We start from the raw sequence: 16049 nt of genomic DNA on the forward strand, positions 1-16049 counted from the left end.
AACCCTCCCATTTTTCAGAGTTGTGTATGTTATTCGAATTTCCCTTATGAAATGGGTTTAAACTAGTAGGTACCGTTTTACCGAGTAATAGGAAGTTGGTGAATGGAGCACAAAAAAAGAGTACTTCTCGAATGAAGTACTCTTTTGAAAGGATTGTTATTTAGTTTTGCTTAATGCCACAGCAATCTTAGCTCCTACGACTGCGTTGTGTTTCACGAGGGCGATGTTAGCTACTAGGCTCTTGCCATCTGTGAGATCTTTCACTTTCCCGAGCATGAATGGTGTAACGTCTTTTCCTTTAATTCCTTTTTCTTTTGCTTCAGCAAGGGCTTGATCGATGATGCCATTGATCATTTCAGGATCGAGTTCGTCTGCTTCAGGAATCGGATTGGCAATCACGGCTCCACCTGCAAGTCCAAGATGCCATTTCACAGCAAGTGTTTCAGCAACAACTTCTGGATTGTCTGCACGGAAGTTCACAGGGAATCCACTCTTACGTGTATAGAATGCAGGTAGTTCATCAGTTTCATATCCGATCACAGGCACGCCTTTTGTTTCAAGGTATTCCATAGAAAGACCAATATCGAGAATCGATTTTGCACCTGCACAAACAACAGCGACATCTGTTTTTGCCAGCTCTTCCAGGTCTGCAGAGATATCCATAGTTGTTTCAGCGCCACGGTGTACGCCACCAATTCCGCCTGTCACGAACATGCGGATTTCAGCGAGGTCTGCACAAATCATTGTCGCTGCAACTGTAGTCGCACCTAATTGTTTCGTTGCAAGCAAGTACCCGATATCACGACGTGAAACTTTTGCGACATTGTCACTTTTCCCGAACATTTCAAGCTCATCATAAGACAATCCGATTTTAATTTGCCCGTCGATCAAAGCAATTGTTGCAGGGACTGCACCGTTGTCACGGATGATTTGTTCTACTGCACGAGCGGTTTCCACGTTTTGTGGATAGGGCATGCCGTGAGAGATGATAGTCGATTCAAGTGCCACGATTGGTTGTCCAGCGGCTTTAGCGTTTAAGACTTCTTCTGAGAAGACGATGTATGATTTCATTTGTATTCCTCCAGTTCATTTTCTAGTCCTTTGGCGGTAAGTTCAGGTCTTACTGTATAAGTAGATGCTAACGTTTTTGCTGCGTTCACAAGACCATAGGAAATCGCGTCATTGAGTGTACGTTCCATTACTGCAGCATGTAGCACTCCCGACACGAACGCATCTCCAGCTCCTGTTACGTCTTCTACAGAGACTCCAGGTATTGCGGCATGATGATGGATCGTGCGCGTCGCGCGGTCGCCTGCCATAATCCCTTTTTTTCCGCGGGTAATGATGGCATGTTCTGCTCCAGAGTCAAGGAGTGCGGAAACAGCTGTTTTCCAGTCGTCGTCATTTTGAATCGTGACACTAGTTAACGTTTCAGCTTCATCTTCATTGCAGATGAACCAAGTTAGCCCCTCAAGCGTGTCTGGCAAATGCGCCATTTTGGGACCGGAAACAGGGACGATTGCAAGTGGAACTTGGTGACGGACAGCTACATCTCGAATCGCTTCTGCAGTTTCTTTTGCTACATTAAGATCTATGACAATCATCTTGGCACGAGCCATATGCCGTTCAAGTGAAGCGATGTAGTCGACGTTTAGTGACTCATATACGTCCATTACTGCCATGGCAATTACAAGTTCACCGTGATTGTCTAACACCGCAGAATACGAGCCAGTTGAGGCGTCAGGTAATAACCGCACTGACGTCAAGTCCATATAGGGAGATGAATGCGTTGCAATTAAATCCCAGTCTGCATCGTTGCCTGCTGTGGTCATCAATCGAACGGGATGGTCCAGACGACCAAGATTTTCAGCAATGTTGCGAGCGACACCGCCAATTGTAACTGACATTCCTGCGGGGTTCGACGTACCAGGTGCTACCGGTCCTGTGACATGGAACTTCCGGTCGACATTCGCACCACCGATACAAATAATCTCATCTTCCGGCGCTAACACATAGGCTCTACCTGCGATATATCCACGTTTCGTCAGTGCGGATATCAAGTTGGCGACGGCGGGGCGGGAAAGTCCAAGACCTTCCGCGAGCTCTTGCTGGGAACAATATGGATTTTGCCTGATTAACGAGATCAGCTGCTGTTCTTTTTCGTTCACTGTAAACACCTCCCGTTCGTATTACATGTATTAAACTTATGTTTACATAATAAACAAAAGTTTGTATAGATGCAAGTCAGATGATTAACCTGTAGGGGATGACTCTTTTCGACAAAAAGCGTACACTCAAAAGCAGACAGGTTAATGCTGTCAGGATGCCAGCACGTATTTAAAGAGGAGGGTTTTTAATGGCAAACCAACATACTGGAACAGAACTGCAATGGAATACACCGGAAACATTACGAGCATTGTTGTGCGAACTTGTGAATTGGGAAAGTCGGACAACCACAGAAGGAGAAAAAGCTTTCCCGCATAGACTCGCTGAAAAGTTGAAAAGTGTTCCTTATTTCGAAGCACATCCCGAACAGTTGGAGTTGCATGATGCAGGTCTAGGTCGCAATTCAGTCACTGCGTTGTATAAAAATCATGAAGCACAAGATACGATTGTGCTCATCAGCCACTTTGACACAGTTTGGACAGAAGAATATGGTGCACTAGAGCCATTCGCGTTCCATCCTGAAGAGCTAACCGCAAAATTACATGAATATAAAGAGGAACTTCCTGACGAAGCCTTGGCTGATTTGGAATCAGGGGAGTATTTGTTTGGTCGAGGTACGATGGATATGAAGATGGGACTTGCATTACATATGTCCTTAATCGAAAAAGCAGCATCGGAAAAATGGCCATTGAACTTAGTGTTACTTGCTGTTCCTGACGAAGAAGTGAGTTCTGCGGGTATGCGTACCGCAGTTAAGTCGCTCGTTCGGATGAAACAGGAACACGATTTAACATATACGCTGTTTTTAAATGGCGAACCCGTTTTCTCTCAAGAGCCAGGTGACCCAAGAGAATACATTTACTCGGGTTCCATCGGTAAAATTATGCCGGCCGCGTTGTTTTATGGCAAAGAAACGCATGTCGGGGAACCGTTAAAAGGAATTACCTCGACATTTATGGCTTCTTTCTTAACGCAACGGATGGAATGGAACAATATCTTTGAAGAAACCGATCATGGGGAAACAACACCGTTGCCTGTGACACTACAGCAAAAAGATCTAAAAGCACATTACTCTGTGCAAACCCCATATCGCTCTACTGCACTGTATAACGTTTTTACTATGAGACGGACTGCAGCGGAAGTGATGGAACTATTCGAAGGCATCGCAAAAGATTCTGTCCAGGCGTGTGAAACGACATACACCGAGATTTGTGAGCGTGAAGGGGTTCCTAAAGTTGGTGAAATCAAGCTACTCAAGTTTGAAGAGTTGATGGATTACGCCAACAATAAATTGGGCGAAGCTGAAGTAAAGAGGATTATTACGGAGGTTTCAGGTGACTGGGAACTCGACGATCGCGACAAATCATTTAAAATCGTTGATGTCCTCATGATAGAATGTCAAGAGCTAGCACCGGCAACCGTTCTGCTATTTGCTCCACCGTACTATCCGGCTGTGAATACTTCGGACGATGCCCTTGTTCAGGAGCTTGTCACACTCATGCAAGACAAAGCAACTACACTCGGAACAGAAGTATCGCAAATCCACTATTTCAATGGAATTAGCGATTTGAGCTATGTCCATTATGAAGATGAAGGCACAGGCTGGAAATCGTTTGAGCGGAATACACCTGTATGGGGCTCAACCTATTGGATGCCATTTGAAGAAATGAAGGCACTTGACGCACCTGTTTTAAATGTTGGTCCATTCGGTAAGGATGCTCACCAACGCACGGAAAGACTGCATATTGAAAGTGCTTTCGTTCGTCTCCCTCAAATGCTGGAGACGCTTGCCAAGCACTTTTGTGGAAAGTAACGAATAGCTTTGGGATAGTGAAGCGACGTTTAGTTAACAATAGACATGAAAAGGTAGAAGGAGAGTGAAAGAAATGGCTAATTTCTTTAAAAAGATGGCTCAATCGTTAAAAGGGGACAATTCAGCTGAAGTGCAACAGACGCCTGCAGCACAGACGTCCGTAGAAAAGGGGATTGGTGAAGATTCTTTTGTCATGCCAATGGATGGAACTGTTATTCCATTGTCAGAAGTGCCGGATCCCGTATTTGCACAGGAAATGATGGGGCCAGGATTTGCGATTGACCCAACAGGGGATACCGTTTGCTCGCCTATAGATGGAAAGGTAGTCAGCGTGTTCCCGACTAAACATGCGATTGGACTGGAATCGTCAACCGGTGTTGAAATCTTGATTCACGTGGGGTTAGATACGGTGAAGTTAAATGGTGAAGGTTTTGAGTTGTTGGTGGAGAACGAACAGCTAGTCAGTCGCGGAGATGCATTATTAAAAATTGATGTAGGCTATATCCAAGCAAATGCGCCGTCAGCTGTAACTCCTGTTATTTTCACAAACACCGAAAAAGAGAAGATCCATTTGTTGAAAGAGGGGAAACAAACTCAAGGCACAAGTGGTATCGTACGTGTAGATGCTTAAGATGACTCAGTAAAGTAAAACAAAAAAGTGATTGCAGATCCCTTTGCAATCACTTTTTTTGGCATACTTTTAAACTTTTAAACATAAATTCGTAAAAACGCTTACATTCTTTCTAGTTTTTTGGTTTAATTGGTATAGACAACTAGACCGGTATAACGGTATAGTGAATAGTAAGATAACTAAAAAGGAGTGAGAAGAAGATGATGAACTTTATTCAGCGCATCGGTAAATCCTTGATGTTTCCGATTGCGACCTTGCCGGCAGCTGCATTGCTTTTGCGACTTGGGCAACCAGACCTGCTGAACATTCCGCTAATCGCTGCAGCGGGAGATGGAATTATTGGTAACTTAGCTCTAATCTTTGCCATTGGTATTGCTATGGGATTTGCTCATGATAATAGTGGCGGAGCGGCATTAGCCGGAGCTGTCGGTTTCTTAGTACTTACTAGTGCTTTAAAAGCAGTCGATGAGTCCATTAATATGGGTGTATTCGGTGGTATCATTTCCGGTATTGTGGCCGGTGTTCTCTATAACCGCTTTTATAATATTAAACTACCGGATTTCTTAGCATTCTTCGGAGGACGAAGATTCGTTCCTATCGTTACAGCAGCTGCAATGACTGCACTTGCGGGTGTTCTCTTCTTTGCATGGCCACCAATACAAAGTGTTATCGATAGTATTGGTAACTGGGTACTTGGTGCAGGAACTCTTGGGGTCGGTGCTTACGGATTCTTGAACCGTCTACTAATTCCTACGGGTCTTCACCACGTTATCAACACAGTGGTTTGGTTCGACTTCGGATCATTTACAGATGCGAGCGGTGAAGTTGTTAAAGGGGAAATTAACCGTTTCCTTAAGGGAGATCCAACTGCAGGACCATTCTTGTCCGGTTTCTTCCCAATTATGATGTTTGGTCTTCCGGCAGCTTGTCTTGCGATGTATGCGGCAGCTAAAAAGGAAAAGAAAGCGATTGTCGGTGGTATGCTATTCAGTATTGCATTCACTTCTTTCCTTACAGGAATTACAGAGCCAATCGAATTTGCATTCATGTTCCTTTCACCAGTTCTATACGTAGTGCACGCATTGCTAACAGGTGCGTCTATGATCGTATCGTATATGTTTGACGTCCATCACGGATTTGGATTCTCGGCAGGTGCGATTGACTATGTCTTGAACTATGGATTGGCACAAAATCCACTAACCTTATTAGTAATTGGGCTAGTATTCGGTGTCATCTACTTTGTAGTCTTCTATTTCCTAATCGTCAAACTCGACTTGAAAACACCTGGTCGTGAAGACGACGAAGATTTGGTAGAAGATACTGCAGTCTACAGCGATGATATCGTTGAAGTGAAGGCGTATCATACAATTGAAGCACTTGGTGGTCTCGATAATATTCAAGCCATTGACTACTGTACAACACGCTTACGTTTAACTGTTAAAGATTCTGACGTTGTCAATGAAAAAGAATTGAAACGTTACGGTGCAATGGGCTACATGAAGATTAGTAAAACAAACGTTCAAGTTGTAATTGGAACAGCTGTTGAATTCTTAGCTGAAGCGATGAAACGACGTACGACGAACGGTAACCCGGCTCCAAAGACTGAAGAGTCCATGGAACTGGATACACAGCCACACAGTGTGAAAGCATTGCCAGAATCTGATTTCCATATGCCAATCGATGGAGACATCATTGAGCTTTCAGAAGTTCCGGATGACGTATTTGCAAAAGAAATGATGGGACCTGGTTTCGGCATTATGCCGAAAGGGAAAACGATTCATTCACCAATTGACGGTAAAGTCGTTAGTGTCTTCCCTACAAACCATGCGATTGGACTCGAAACAGACACAGGCGTGGAGGTACTTATTCACGTAGGTCTGGATACAGTGAAGTTAAACGGAAAAGGCTTTGAATTGCTTGTGGAAAATGGTCAGCTCATTCAACGAGGCGATGCATTGTTGAATATTGACCTGGACTACATCAAAGCAAACGCACCATCTGTTGTGACACCGGTTATTTTCACTAACGTGGAAAAAGGCAACTTGCACATCTTGAAAAAAGGGTTCCAACGTAAAGGAACTGATTCAATCGTTAAGGTTGATGAATAATAACTGATTACGCCGGCGGGAGAGACGACAGTCACTCTTCCGGCGTGTTTTCTTAAGGAGTGGACAACAATGACACAGACAATTTTACTGACAAATGGAACCGTTGTGACACCAAATGGAATACTTGAGAAAGGTGAAGTGTTCATAGAAAATGGCGTGATCCGAGAAGTTGGTACTTCCATACAGCGTGTAGCCGATCAACAGATTGATGCCCATGGCGGATACGTATTACCAGGATTCATCGACATGCACATTCATGGAGCAGCTGGAGCAGACGTGATGGACGCGACGGAAGAAGCACTACAAACGATGGCAGATGTCCTTCCGAAAGAAGGAACTACATCATTTCTAGCGACCTCTATGACGCAAGCGCCTGGAGCGATTGAAACAGCTCTGGAAAATGCGGCGTCATTTACTACGAAAGCTGGACAAGCACAAATGCTAGGCGTTCACTTGGAAGGACCCTTTGTATCGCCGAAACGTGCTGGTGCACAGCCTCTTGAATACATTTGTCCTCCTGACGCAGAACAGTTTGATGCGTGGCAACAAGCGGCTCAAGGCAAAATTCGCATGGTCACACTTGCACCAGAAGTGCCGAACGGGTTGTCTTTCATCCGAAAAATTGCAGCTGAAGGTATTGTTGCGTCGATGGGTCATACGGATGCAACAATCGCTCAGATGGAAGAGGCGGCACAAGCAGGGGCTGTTCAAGCCACTCACTTATACAACCAGATGTCACCGTTCCATCATCGCGAGCCGGGTGCCATTGGTGGGGCGCTACTTATCGATGAACTATGTGCAGAAGTGATTCCGGACTTCATCCACAGCCATCCAAAAGCAGTTGAACTAGCATACCGTGTGAAAGGTGCGGACAGACTTATCCTCATCACGGATGCCATGCGTGCTAAGGGACTTGAACCGGGCGAATACGACCTTGGCGGACAACCAGTCCATGTATCAGAAACAGATGCACGTCTCTCGGATGGAACACTGGCGGGAAGTATTTTGACGATGGAACATGCGGTCAAAAATGTCGTCCGTATATTAGGAATAAGCCCTCTTGATGTTGCAAAGATTTCGTCTGGGAACGCAGCTCGTCAGCTGGGTCTGACGAAAAAGGGAAGTCTGATTGCTGGAAATGACGCGGATGTCGTCATTCTAGACCAAGAGTGGACGGTTAAGCATACGATTTGTGGTGGTGTAGTTGGGTATGAATATAATGAGGAATTGTAAAGGGTTAAAAAACTCGACTGGCGGTGGCGATCATGCTAGATAAGCAATCAGCCATCCCGATCTATGTTCAAATTGAGGATTATTTAAAAGAACAAATCGCTCAAGGCGTGTATCCCGTAAAGTCCCTTATCCCATCTGAGCGTGAATTGACGGACATGTTTGGGGTTAGTCGTATGACAGTCCGTCAGTCGCTGACCAATTTAGTGAAAGATGGTTTGCTGTACCGAGAAAAAGGCCGCGGTACGTTTGTTGCAGAAGAAAAGATGGAACAGCCACTAAACGGATTAACAAGCTTTACAGAAGACATGAAAGAAAGAGGATTCGTACCTGGAACGAAACTGATCAGCTTCAGCCAAGTACATCCAGATCCGCAACTGTCTACACGGCTCGGGCTTTCTTCAGAAGCACTCGTCCATAAGGTGGTCCGGATTCGATACGCTGACGATACACCAATGGCGATTGAACGATCGTATTTGCCTGTGGAGTTGTTTCCTACACTCTCTGCAGAAGCATTGCAAGGCTCCTTGTACGCATTCATTGAGAAACAGGAGAAACTTGTGATCGGGCAAGCCACACAGCGGATGGAAGCGGCACTTGCAAAAACAGACGATGCCGGATACTTGCATATTGCACTTCCCGCTGCAGTTGTGCTCATCGAACGTGTAAGTACACTTGACGATGGTCGCATTTTTGAAGTCGTTCGAAGTACGTATCGGGCAGATCGATATAAATTTATTAGTGAAATAGGGAGGTGAATGTCATGAATTCCTACTTCAGCGAAATCACTACACTTTTAACAGAAGCAGGAAGCGCAGCGAAAGAGCCGGTGGGACAGGCTGCTACACAACTGGCCGATCGAATTGCAAAAGGTGGAATCATTCATCTCTTCGGGTCTGGGCATTCCCAATTGCTTGCACAGGAAGGTTTTTTTCGAGCCGGAAGTCTTGCCTGTGTCCAACCCATTTCCATTGGACCTCTCATGTTGCACGAAGGTGCGCTGCTTTCATCCGAAAACGAGAAAGATCCTGACTTCAGCAAAACCTTTCTAACGAGCCTCGACATTCGACCAGAAGATGTCGTCATCATCATTTCGAATTCAGGGCGGAACCCAGTGCCGATTGATGTGGCGCAATATGCGAATTCGCAAGGCTCTTATACGGTTTCCATTCAGTCTTTATTGTATACTGAAAAAGAACATCCTTCTCGTCATTCTTCAGGTAAACGACTGGAAGCATCAGTGTCAACTGTGCTGGATACGAAAGTCCCTCCAGGCGACGGAATCATGCACATCGATGGGATCCAATGCGGTCCTGCGTCGTCAGTAATTGGGAATGCGTTGCTTCATGGTTTGTTCTGTGAGGTTGTCGTGCGAATGAATGAGAATGGAATAGAGCCGCCTGTTTTTAAAAGTGGTAATATAGGGGGCAACGAATCACATAACAATGCACTCGTCGCCCACTACAGCGACCGCATCCAGTTTTGACTTTAAAGGAGAGATTTAGTTATGGAAAAGAAAACGTACACAATTACAAGTAGCGAAGGGTTGCACGCACGACCGTGCTCCATGCTCGTATCAGCAGTAACACCATTCAAATCAGAAGTAACAATTACGTACAAGGAGCGAACTGCTAACTTGAAATCCATTATGGGTGTCATGGGCATGGGGATTGAATCCGGTGCGCAAGTTGAAATCACAGCAGACGGCGCTGACGAGTCAGAGGCGATCGCAAAAGTGGATGATATTATGAAAAAAGAAAGTATCGGCGAGTGAAACAAACTATTACAGGCATCGGTGTATCTGACGGAATAGCGATCGCCAAAGCATACCGTTTGGAAACGCCAGACCTGACAGTTGAAAAACTAACTATTGAGCAACCTGAACTGGAAATTGCCCGATTTGAAGCTGCTAAAGCTGAAGCGGCAGTTGAACTAGAAGCGATCCGAGCGAAAGCCGCTGAAAACTTCGGGGAAGACAAAGCGGCAATTTTTAGCGCGCATTTACTCGTGCTAAATGATCCAGAGCTTGAGAGCAGCGTTAAAGGTAGCATTGAACAAGGCGTCAACGCAGAGTTTGCCTTGCAACAAGCTGCGGATACCTTCACAGCGATGTTCGAAGCGATGGACAACGAATATATGAGAGAACGTGCTGCAGACGTTCGCGACGTGACTAAGCGTCTCCTGGCTAAACTGTTAGGTGTTCATGTATCCGATCCTTCTACAATCAATGAAGAAGTGATCATTATTGCAGATGACTTAACACCTTCTGCAACGGCTCAATTGAATAAACAATTCGTCAAAGGATTCGTAACGGATATCGGAGGGCGTACATCGCACTCTGCAATCCTCGGTAGAATGCTGGAGATTCCAGCGGTTGTCGGAACGAAAACTGCTATGGCGTCGATTGAACAGGGAACTTCTCTGATTGTCGATGGTACGGACGGAACGGTTTTACTAGAACCGACTGATGAAGACACGCGAGCTTATGAAACGAAGAAAGTGACGTTCGAGCAAGATAAGGAATTGTTGAAGCGCTTTGTTTCTGAATCGACTGTTACAAGTGATGGACATCACGTTGAAGTTGGCGCGAATATTGCGTCAACTGAAGACTTGCCATTAGCGGATAAAAACGGAGCTGAGGGCGTTGGTTTGTTCCGTACAGAATTCCTCTATATGGGGAAAAGTGATTTCCCAACTGAAGAGGAGCAGTACGACGCTTACAAAACTGTTCTGACTTCCATGGGAGAACGTCCAACGGTTGTCCGGACACTAGATATTGGCGGCGACAAGGAGTTAAGCTATTTCAGTACGCCTGAAGAGATGAACCCATTCCTTGGGCAGCGCGCCATTCGTCTTTGTTTTGAACATCCAGAAATGTTCCGTACTCAGTTGCGTGCATTGCTGCGCGCAAGTGTTCACGGCAACTTGAAGATCATGTTCCCAATGATTGCTACGCTGGAGGAATTCCGTCGTGCAAAAGGCATGTTGCTTGAAGAACAAGAGAAGCTACAGGCTAAAGGCATAGAAATCAGCGATACGTATGAAGTAGGGATGATGCTGGAAATCCCTGCAGCTGCAGTCATCGCAGATTTGTTTGCAAAAGAAGTCGACTTCTTCTCAATCGGTACGAATGATCTGATTCAATATACGATGGCGGCAGACCGCATGAACGAAACGGTTTCGTATTTGTATCAGCCGAATCATCCGTCTGTGTTGCGCCTCATTCATAACGTGATTCAAGCGGCTCATAAAGAAGGCAAGTGGGTTGGTATGTGTGGTGAAGTGGCGGGAGATCCACTGTCCATCCCTGTTTTACTCGGTATGGGATTGGATGAGTTCTCAATGAGCCCTTCGAGCATTTTGAAAGCACGTGCGCAATTCGCGGATCTTTCTAAAGCGGAATGGGAAGGGTATATCCCTGAAATTCTACAGATGGAAACATCCGAGAAGATTATTGAATTTGTACAAGCACATAGCTAAAAAAGAAAAGCGGAACCGAATTGACGGTTCCGCTTTTACTTATTTTTTATCTTCGAACTGGATTTTTTGACCATCAGGCATCGTGATTTCAATATCAAATTTAACGTAATCATCTTTCAAATCGAACGCTTCCAATGCTTGTTGAATGGCTTGTTCTTTTGAAGTGGTTTCTGTAATGTCCAGCTTTTCTAATCTTGGATAAATCTCATCGAACGCTTCCCGTCCATGCAAATTGGAATTGGAAAGTTCATCCTCAACAGTCGATTCCACCTTGCCGTTGTCTTGTTCGATTTCAATTTCATATTCTTTGTTTTTTCCATAATCGACTTCCAGCTCAAATTCGTCGTAAGTCAGCTTGTCCATTTTCTCTTTCATGTAGTCCTGGTCGCTGTCTGACGCTGTCGAGTCATTAGTTGTCGAGGAATCGCTTGTACCCGAAGAAGTGTCCTTGTTAGTGGACTCATCGGTAACGGCTCCAGACTCAGTTGTCGTATCTTCCGTACTGGTTGTTGTGTCCTTTTCTGTGTTCGTGTCATTGTTGCCACAGGCGCCTAGAAGTAAGGCTGTCGCAAGAACGCTTCCTGCAATAGATGCTGATTTTCTCATGATGAAGGCCTCCTATAGATTATGCATTACTTATAGTATTCCCTGCTTATTGAATTACAAACGAGATCAGAATGAGTTATAATTGTGGAAATTATATAAATTAAGGAAGAAAGGAATGGATTGGATGACTACTTCAGTTGATCAACTTTTTGCCGAATTAACGGATTTTTTAGAACAGGAGCAAGTGACACAAAACGAGACAGTACGCGACTTACATAGCAAGGACGAATCTTACCATACGCCAAGCCTCCCGGATCTTGTAGTATTCCCCAGATCCACTGAAGAGGTGAGCAGGATTGTGAAAGCTGCGGGGAATTTAAACGTCCCTGTAATTCCATTTGGGGTCGGCTCCAGTCTAGAGGGACACGTAATCCCATATGATCATGGAATTACAATCGATTTCACTGAGATGAACCAAATACTTCAAGTGAATCCTTCAGACATGCTGGTGACTGTGCAACCTGGAGTGACTCGTTCTGCATTAAACAAAGAGTTAAAAAAACATGGGCTATTCTTCTCTGTCGACCCAGGAGCAGATGCCACACTTGGTGGTATGGCGGCAACGAACGCGAGTGGTACGACATCCGTGAAATACGGCGTCATGCGTGATCAGGTGAGAGATTTGGAAGTGGTTCTAGCGGATGGAACTGTTATTCACACAGGGAACAAAGCGGCCAAATCGTCCTCAGGCTATCATCTGAATGGATTATTTGTCGGGTCAGAAGGAACTCTCGGATGTTTTACTGAATTGACACTCCGTGTGTTTGGAATTCCGGAAGTAACAACCGCTGCACGTGCAACATTCACGTCCATTACGAATGCCATTGAAGCGGTGCCTGCAATTTTGCAAGCTGGCATTCCCATTGCCCGTGTGGAACTGGTCGACACGGAATCCATTCGACAAGTGAATGCGTATAGTGAAACGGATTACGCGGAACTGCCAACACTCTTTTTGGAGTTTCATGGCAACGAAGCCGGTCTCGCACAAGACGTTGCGTTTACAGAAGAAATAGTCGCAGACTTCGGCTGCAAAGAGATCTTGTTCGAAACGGAAACTGCGAGTCGCAATCGTCTATGGGAAGCGCGACACAATGCAGCATATGCCTATACACATGGCTTCCCAGGCAAACAGATGATGTTGACGGATGTATGCGTCCCAATTTCTAAACTAGCTGAAGCTGTGGTTTTTGCGCGTGAAGAACTCGACAGAACAGGGCTTGAAGGCGGAATCGTCGGACACGTTGGAGATGGTAATTTCCACGTATTGTTAATGATCGACCATGAAAATGTTGAAGAACTCAAAATCGCAGATGAATACAATGAAACCATCGTCCGACGTGCGCTCGCATGTGGTGGAACGTGTACTGGAGAGCATGGTGTCGGCGTTGGCAAACAGAAATACCAGCGAGATGAGCATGGCGCTGCGTATGACGTCATGTTGAAGATCAAGCAAGTGCTGGATCCCGAGAATTTATTGAACCCAGGGAAATTAATCAAGTGATTTAAGTGGAAAGGGCTTTCGCAAAGCCCTTTTTTACTTGGAGTGAAACAGCATCATGCTCACAGGATGTCAGTGTGCTCATAAATCTTGATATCTGCTCATAAATCTCAGAAAGTGATCATAAACCTGGGAATCCGCTCATAAATTCAGAAATGTGATCATAAACCTCGAAAAATGCTCATAAACTAAAAATAACGCTCATAAAATTTATATTCCGCTCATAAGTCCTGCTTGCTCCATTGGATAACCCCTGAAAAATCCAGAGAACATCTACTTTTAAAGAATTTCCATCCTTCAACAAGCGTAGCGCTACCAATTAATCCCTTAATGCACTAGAATTGTGTCCCGTTATCAACAAAACCCCAGATTTGTCGGAGAAATCACGCGCTGTGCCGGACATCCTCGAAAATCAAAACCACTACGTAAAAGTGGAAAGTTTTTACATTAGCACTCCCGAAACAGTTTCAACTCACGATTATTGAGCAATAGCTCCAAAAAGACTTTTAGCGCCTTTGTCTGGTACTGCGAACTGGTTACAATCGAGAATTGACGGACAAATGGTAAGTCTTTTACGGGTAATTGCACTAACTCCCCATAACGAATCTCCTTTTGAACAGCCCACTCTGACAACAAACTAATTCCTAGCCCTGCTTCAACGGCTTCCTTAATGGGTTGGGTACTACTGAACTGCATCGTACGGGCAGGAGTTAAGGCGTAGCGTTCAAACACAGCTTCTACAGCCTCTCGTGTGCCGGAACCCTCTTCTCGGATGATCCACGTCTGTTCGATCAACTCTTTCCATTCGATTGCTGTTGTTTTTAACGAAAGTGGATGGTCTGCTGACGCTACAAGAATCATCCGATCTTCCGCGAAAGCTTGTGTGGTCAGTTGCCGATTTTCTTTGAACCGACCTTCAACGATGCCTACATCAAGTTGTCGACTCATGATGAGGTCTGCAATTTCTGCAGTATTGCCAATTGTCACATCTGGTTGAATGCGTGGATAATCTTCGAGCAATCGAGCCAATATATGAGGAAGCACATATTCACCGAACGTATAACTGGCACCAATCGAGAGCTGTCCGCTAGCTTCGTGCGACAAATCATTGACTAAATGGTGCATGCGACCATATAATCCAACGATTTCTTTCGCGTGGTGATACACAATTTCACCAGCTTTTGTCAGTCGGACATACTTGTTTGTCCTTTCCAGCAAGCGCACATTCATCGTCTCTTCCAAGGAACGAATATATTGACTTACTGCAGGCTGGGTCATATGAAGATCCTCAGCTGCACGTGAAAAACTTTTCTTTTCAGTGACCGTCACAAAGACGTTTAAAGCTTGATCCACTTACTCATCCCTTCCTCACATATGGATTTACTTATGATAGCTATTATATATTGTTATTTTCCTTATGAGAACTAGGAGCGTATACTGAACGACAGGAGGTGTTCCACATGAATTCATCATCAACAGCGCCCTCACCGAGAAAGTTATCGAAGCCAGCTGCTTGGATCGGTGGAGTTGCATTTACATTTTTTATTGCATTTTTAGGCTACTTACTAGCTAAGCTACCAGGTTTTGACCATATTGGGCAACTAGCTTCTGCCATTATCATTGCAGTCGCATTTCGACAATTTTTTGGCTACCCTGAAGCGATTCGTTCAGGTATCGGTTTTTCATCTAAACGCTTATTGCGGACAGCGATCATTTTGTACGGTCTTAAACTAAATATCGATACCGTACTTAGCGATGGTCTTGGCTTGCTTGTACGTGATGTGGGCGTCATCATCTTCGCAATCTTCATGACACTATGGCTTGCTAAAATGTTTAAGGCAGATAAAAACATTTCACTCTTACTAGGTGTCGGAACGGGAGTTTGTGGAGCGGCAGCGATAGCTGCAGTTGCACCGATTGTAAAAGCTAAAGACGAAGATACTGCAATTGGTGTAGGGATTATTGCATTGATGGGTACAGTCTTTGCCATTGGATATACGATATTACGTCCATTTTTACCACTCGATGCAATTCAATACGGTATGTGGTCAGGCATCAGCTTGCATGAAGTTGCACACGTTGCGCTAGCAGGAGCTCCTGCAGGTGAAGACGGTCTTGCCATCGCGCTACTTGCGAAACTCGGTCGCGTGTTCTTGCTTGTTCCATTATGCTTCATCTTCATCGCGATTATGAAACGTAAAAGTAAGGGAACAGACGAAGCGGATGCGAAAATTGAATTTCCATGGTTCCTGGTCGGTTTCATCATTTTAAGTGTATTAGGAAGTTATGTATTCGGGCCAATCATTCCAGTATCTGATGGGGTTTATGAATTCATTTCCGTATTAACAACTTGGCTCCTAACGGCAGCTATGGTCGGACTTGGATTGAACGTAAGCCTACGCGATCTGCGCGCGCGAGCACTTCGCCCGCTTGCAGCAATGACTGTTACTTCAATCTTACTGTCAGTAATTGCGTACTTCATCGTCTGATCAATCGATTTTCCATAAAAAACCACGT

At 44.9% G+C, this 16049-nt stretch carries 14 protein-coding genes; 10 read left to right on the forward strand and 4 right to left on the reverse strand.

Translation table 11 applies throughout. The annotated features are described in order from the left end of the window. Positions 1 to 156: 156 nt before the first annotated feature. Together ACR65F_RS10280 and ACR65F_RS10285 are read right to left on the reverse strand one after the other, a co-directional pair. Positions 157 to 1071 carry a pseudouridine-5'-phosphate glycosidase gene (locus ACR65F_RS10280; protein ID WP_039041465.1) on the reverse strand — a complete coding sequence of 305 codons (915 nt, stop codon included), beginning with the start codon at positions 1069 to 1071 and terminating at the stop codon, positions 157 to 159. Continuing rightward, on the reverse strand, positions 1068 to 2168 hold the full coding sequence (locus tag ACR65F_RS10285; RefSeq protein WP_440504372.1) for a carbohydrate kinase: 1101 nt from the start codon (positions 2166 to 2168) through the stop codon (positions 1068 to 1070). The genes ACR65F_RS10280 and ACR65F_RS10285 overlap by 4 nt, the downstream gene beginning before the upstream one ends. 188 nt (positions 2169 to 2356) lie before the next feature. Between ACR65F_RS10285 and ACR65F_RS10290 the strand changes: the two genes are divergently transcribed. The 8 genes from ACR65F_RS10290 to ptsP all read left to right on the forward strand — a co-directional run bounded on the left by ACR65F_RS10290 (position 2357) and on the right by ptsP (position 11428). Then, on the forward strand, positions 2357 to 3979 hold the full coding sequence (locus tag ACR65F_RS10290) for a M20/M25/M40 family metallo-hydrolase (RefSeq protein ID WP_440504373.1): 1623 nt from the start codon (positions 2357 to 2359) through the stop codon (positions 3977 to 3979). 73 nt (positions 3980 to 4052) lie between these two features. After that, positions 4053 to 4610 (forward strand): PTS sugar transporter subunit IIA, encoded by a 558-nt coding sequence (locus ACR65F_RS10295; RefSeq protein WP_440504374.1) that lies wholly within the window; start codon positions 4053 to 4055, stop codon positions 4608 to 4610. Positions 4611 to 4810: 200 nt separating this feature from the next. Continuing rightward, positions 4811 to 6718 carry an N-acetylglucosamine-specific PTS transporter subunit IIBC gene (nagE, locus tag ACR65F_RS10300; RefSeq protein WP_440504375.1) on the forward strand — a complete coding sequence of 636 codons (1908 nt, stop codon included), beginning with the start codon at positions 4811 to 4813 and terminating at the stop codon, positions 6716 to 6718. 69 nt (positions 6719 to 6787) lie between these two features. Then, positions 6788 to 7951: an N-acetylglucosamine-6-phosphate deacetylase gene (nagA, locus tag ACR65F_RS10305; protein ID WP_440504376.1), complete on the forward strand. Its 1164-nt coding sequence runs from the start codon at positions 6788 to 6790 to the stop codon at positions 7949 to 7951. Positions 7952 to 7983: 32 nt separating this feature from the next. Further along, positions 7984 to 8706, forward strand: coding sequence for a GntR family transcriptional regulator (locus tag ACR65F_RS10310; RefSeq protein WP_039041471.1), 723 nt, complete (start codon positions 7984 to 7986; stop codon positions 8704 to 8706). Positions 8707 to 8711: 5 nt separating this feature from the next. After that, a complete protein-coding gene (locus ACR65F_RS10315; RefSeq protein WP_440504377.1) occupies positions 8712 to 9434 on the forward strand; it encodes a sugar isomerase domain-containing protein in 723 nt (240 codons plus the stop codon). 21 nt (positions 9435 to 9455) lie between these two features. Further along, positions 9456 to 9722: a phosphocarrier protein HPr gene (locus ACR65F_RS10320; RefSeq protein ID WP_039041473.1), complete on the forward strand. Its 267-nt coding sequence runs from the start codon at positions 9456 to 9458 to the stop codon at positions 9720 to 9722. Beyond that, complete coding sequence (ptsP, locus tag ACR65F_RS10325; protein ID WP_440504378.1) at positions 9719 to 11428, forward strand: phosphoenolpyruvate--protein phosphotransferase; 1710 nt, start codon at positions 9719 to 9721, stop codon at positions 11426 to 11428. The genes ACR65F_RS10320 and ptsP overlap by 4 nt, the downstream gene beginning before the upstream one ends. 39 nt (positions 11429 to 11467) lie before the next feature. On the opposite strand, the gene ACR65F_RS10330 is transcribed toward ptsP, so the two are convergent. Further along, the gene (locus ACR65F_RS10330; RefSeq protein ID WP_440504379.1) at positions 11468 to 12034 is read right to left on the reverse strand and encodes a YusW family protein; all 567 of its coding nucleotides are present in this window, start codon (positions 12032 to 12034) and stop codon (positions 11468 to 11470) included. Positions 12035 to 12158: 124 nt separating this feature from the next. Here ACR65F_RS10330 and ACR65F_RS10335 point away from each other — a divergent pair, with 124 nt between their 5' ends. Next, positions 12159 to 13535: an FAD-binding oxidoreductase gene (locus ACR65F_RS10335; protein WP_440504441.1), complete on the forward strand. Its 1377-nt coding sequence runs from the start codon at positions 12159 to 12161 to the stop codon at positions 13533 to 13535. A gap of 444 nt (positions 13536 to 13979) precedes the next feature. On the opposite strand, the gene ACR65F_RS10340 is transcribed toward ACR65F_RS10335, so the two are convergent. Further along, on the reverse strand, positions 13980 to 14885 hold the full coding sequence (locus ACR65F_RS10340) for a LysR family transcriptional regulator (protein ID WP_440504380.1): 906 nt from the start codon (positions 14883 to 14885) through the stop codon (positions 13980 to 13982). Between the two features lie 107 nt (positions 14886 to 14992). Between ACR65F_RS10340 and ACR65F_RS10345 the strand changes: the two genes are divergently transcribed. Beyond that, on the forward strand, positions 14993 to 16021 hold the full coding sequence (locus ACR65F_RS10345) for a YeiH family protein (RefSeq protein ID WP_039041477.1): 1029 nt from the start codon (positions 14993 to 14995) through the stop codon (positions 16019 to 16021). Positions 16022 to 16049: the final 28 nt, after the last annotated feature.

Source organism: Sporosarcina sp. SAFN-010 (genome assembly GCF_059415065.1).

Bases quoted from the DNA above. Each gene is read 5' to 3' on its own strand.
- ACR65F_RS10280 (WP_039041465.1), bottom strand. From the start codon at position 1,071: ATGAAATCATACATCGTCTTCTCAGAAGAAGTCTTAAACGCTAAAGCC.
- ACR65F_RS10290 (WP_440504373.1), top strand. From the start codon at position 2,357: ATGGCAAACCAACATACTGGAACAGAACTGCAATGGAATACACCGGAA.
- ACR65F_RS10295 (WP_440504374.1), top strand. From the start codon at position 4,053: ATGGCTAATTTCTTTAAAAAGATGGCTCAATCGTTAAAAGGGGACAAT.
- nagE (WP_440504375.1), top strand. From the start codon at position 4,811: ATGATGAACTTTATTCAGCGCATCGGTAAATCCTTGATGTTTCCGATT.
- nagA (WP_440504376.1), top strand. From the start codon at position 6,788: ATGACACAGACAATTTTACTGACAAATGGAACCGTTGTGACACCAAAT.
- ACR65F_RS10310 (WP_039041471.1), top strand. From the start codon at position 7,984: ATGCTAGATAAGCAATCAGCCATCCCGATCTATGTTCAAATTGAGGAT.
- ACR65F_RS10315 (WP_440504377.1), top strand. From the start codon at position 8,712: ATGAATTCCTACTTCAGCGAAATCACTACACTTTTAACAGAAGCAGGA.
- ACR65F_RS10320 (WP_039041473.1), top strand. From the start codon at position 9,456: ATGGAAAAGAAAACGTACACAATTACAAGTAGCGAAGGGTTGCACGCA.
- ACR65F_RS10330 (WP_440504379.1), bottom strand. From the start codon at position 12,034: ATGAGAAAATCAGCATCTATTGCAGGAAGCGTTCTTGCGACAGCCTTA.
- ACR65F_RS10335 (WP_440504441.1), top strand. From the start codon at position 12,159: ATGACTACTTCAGTTGATCAACTTTTTGCCGAATTAACGGATTTTTTA.
- ACR65F_RS10345 (WP_039041477.1), top strand. From the start codon at position 14,993: ATGAATTCATCATCAACAGCGCCCTCACCGAGAAAGTTATCGAAGCCA.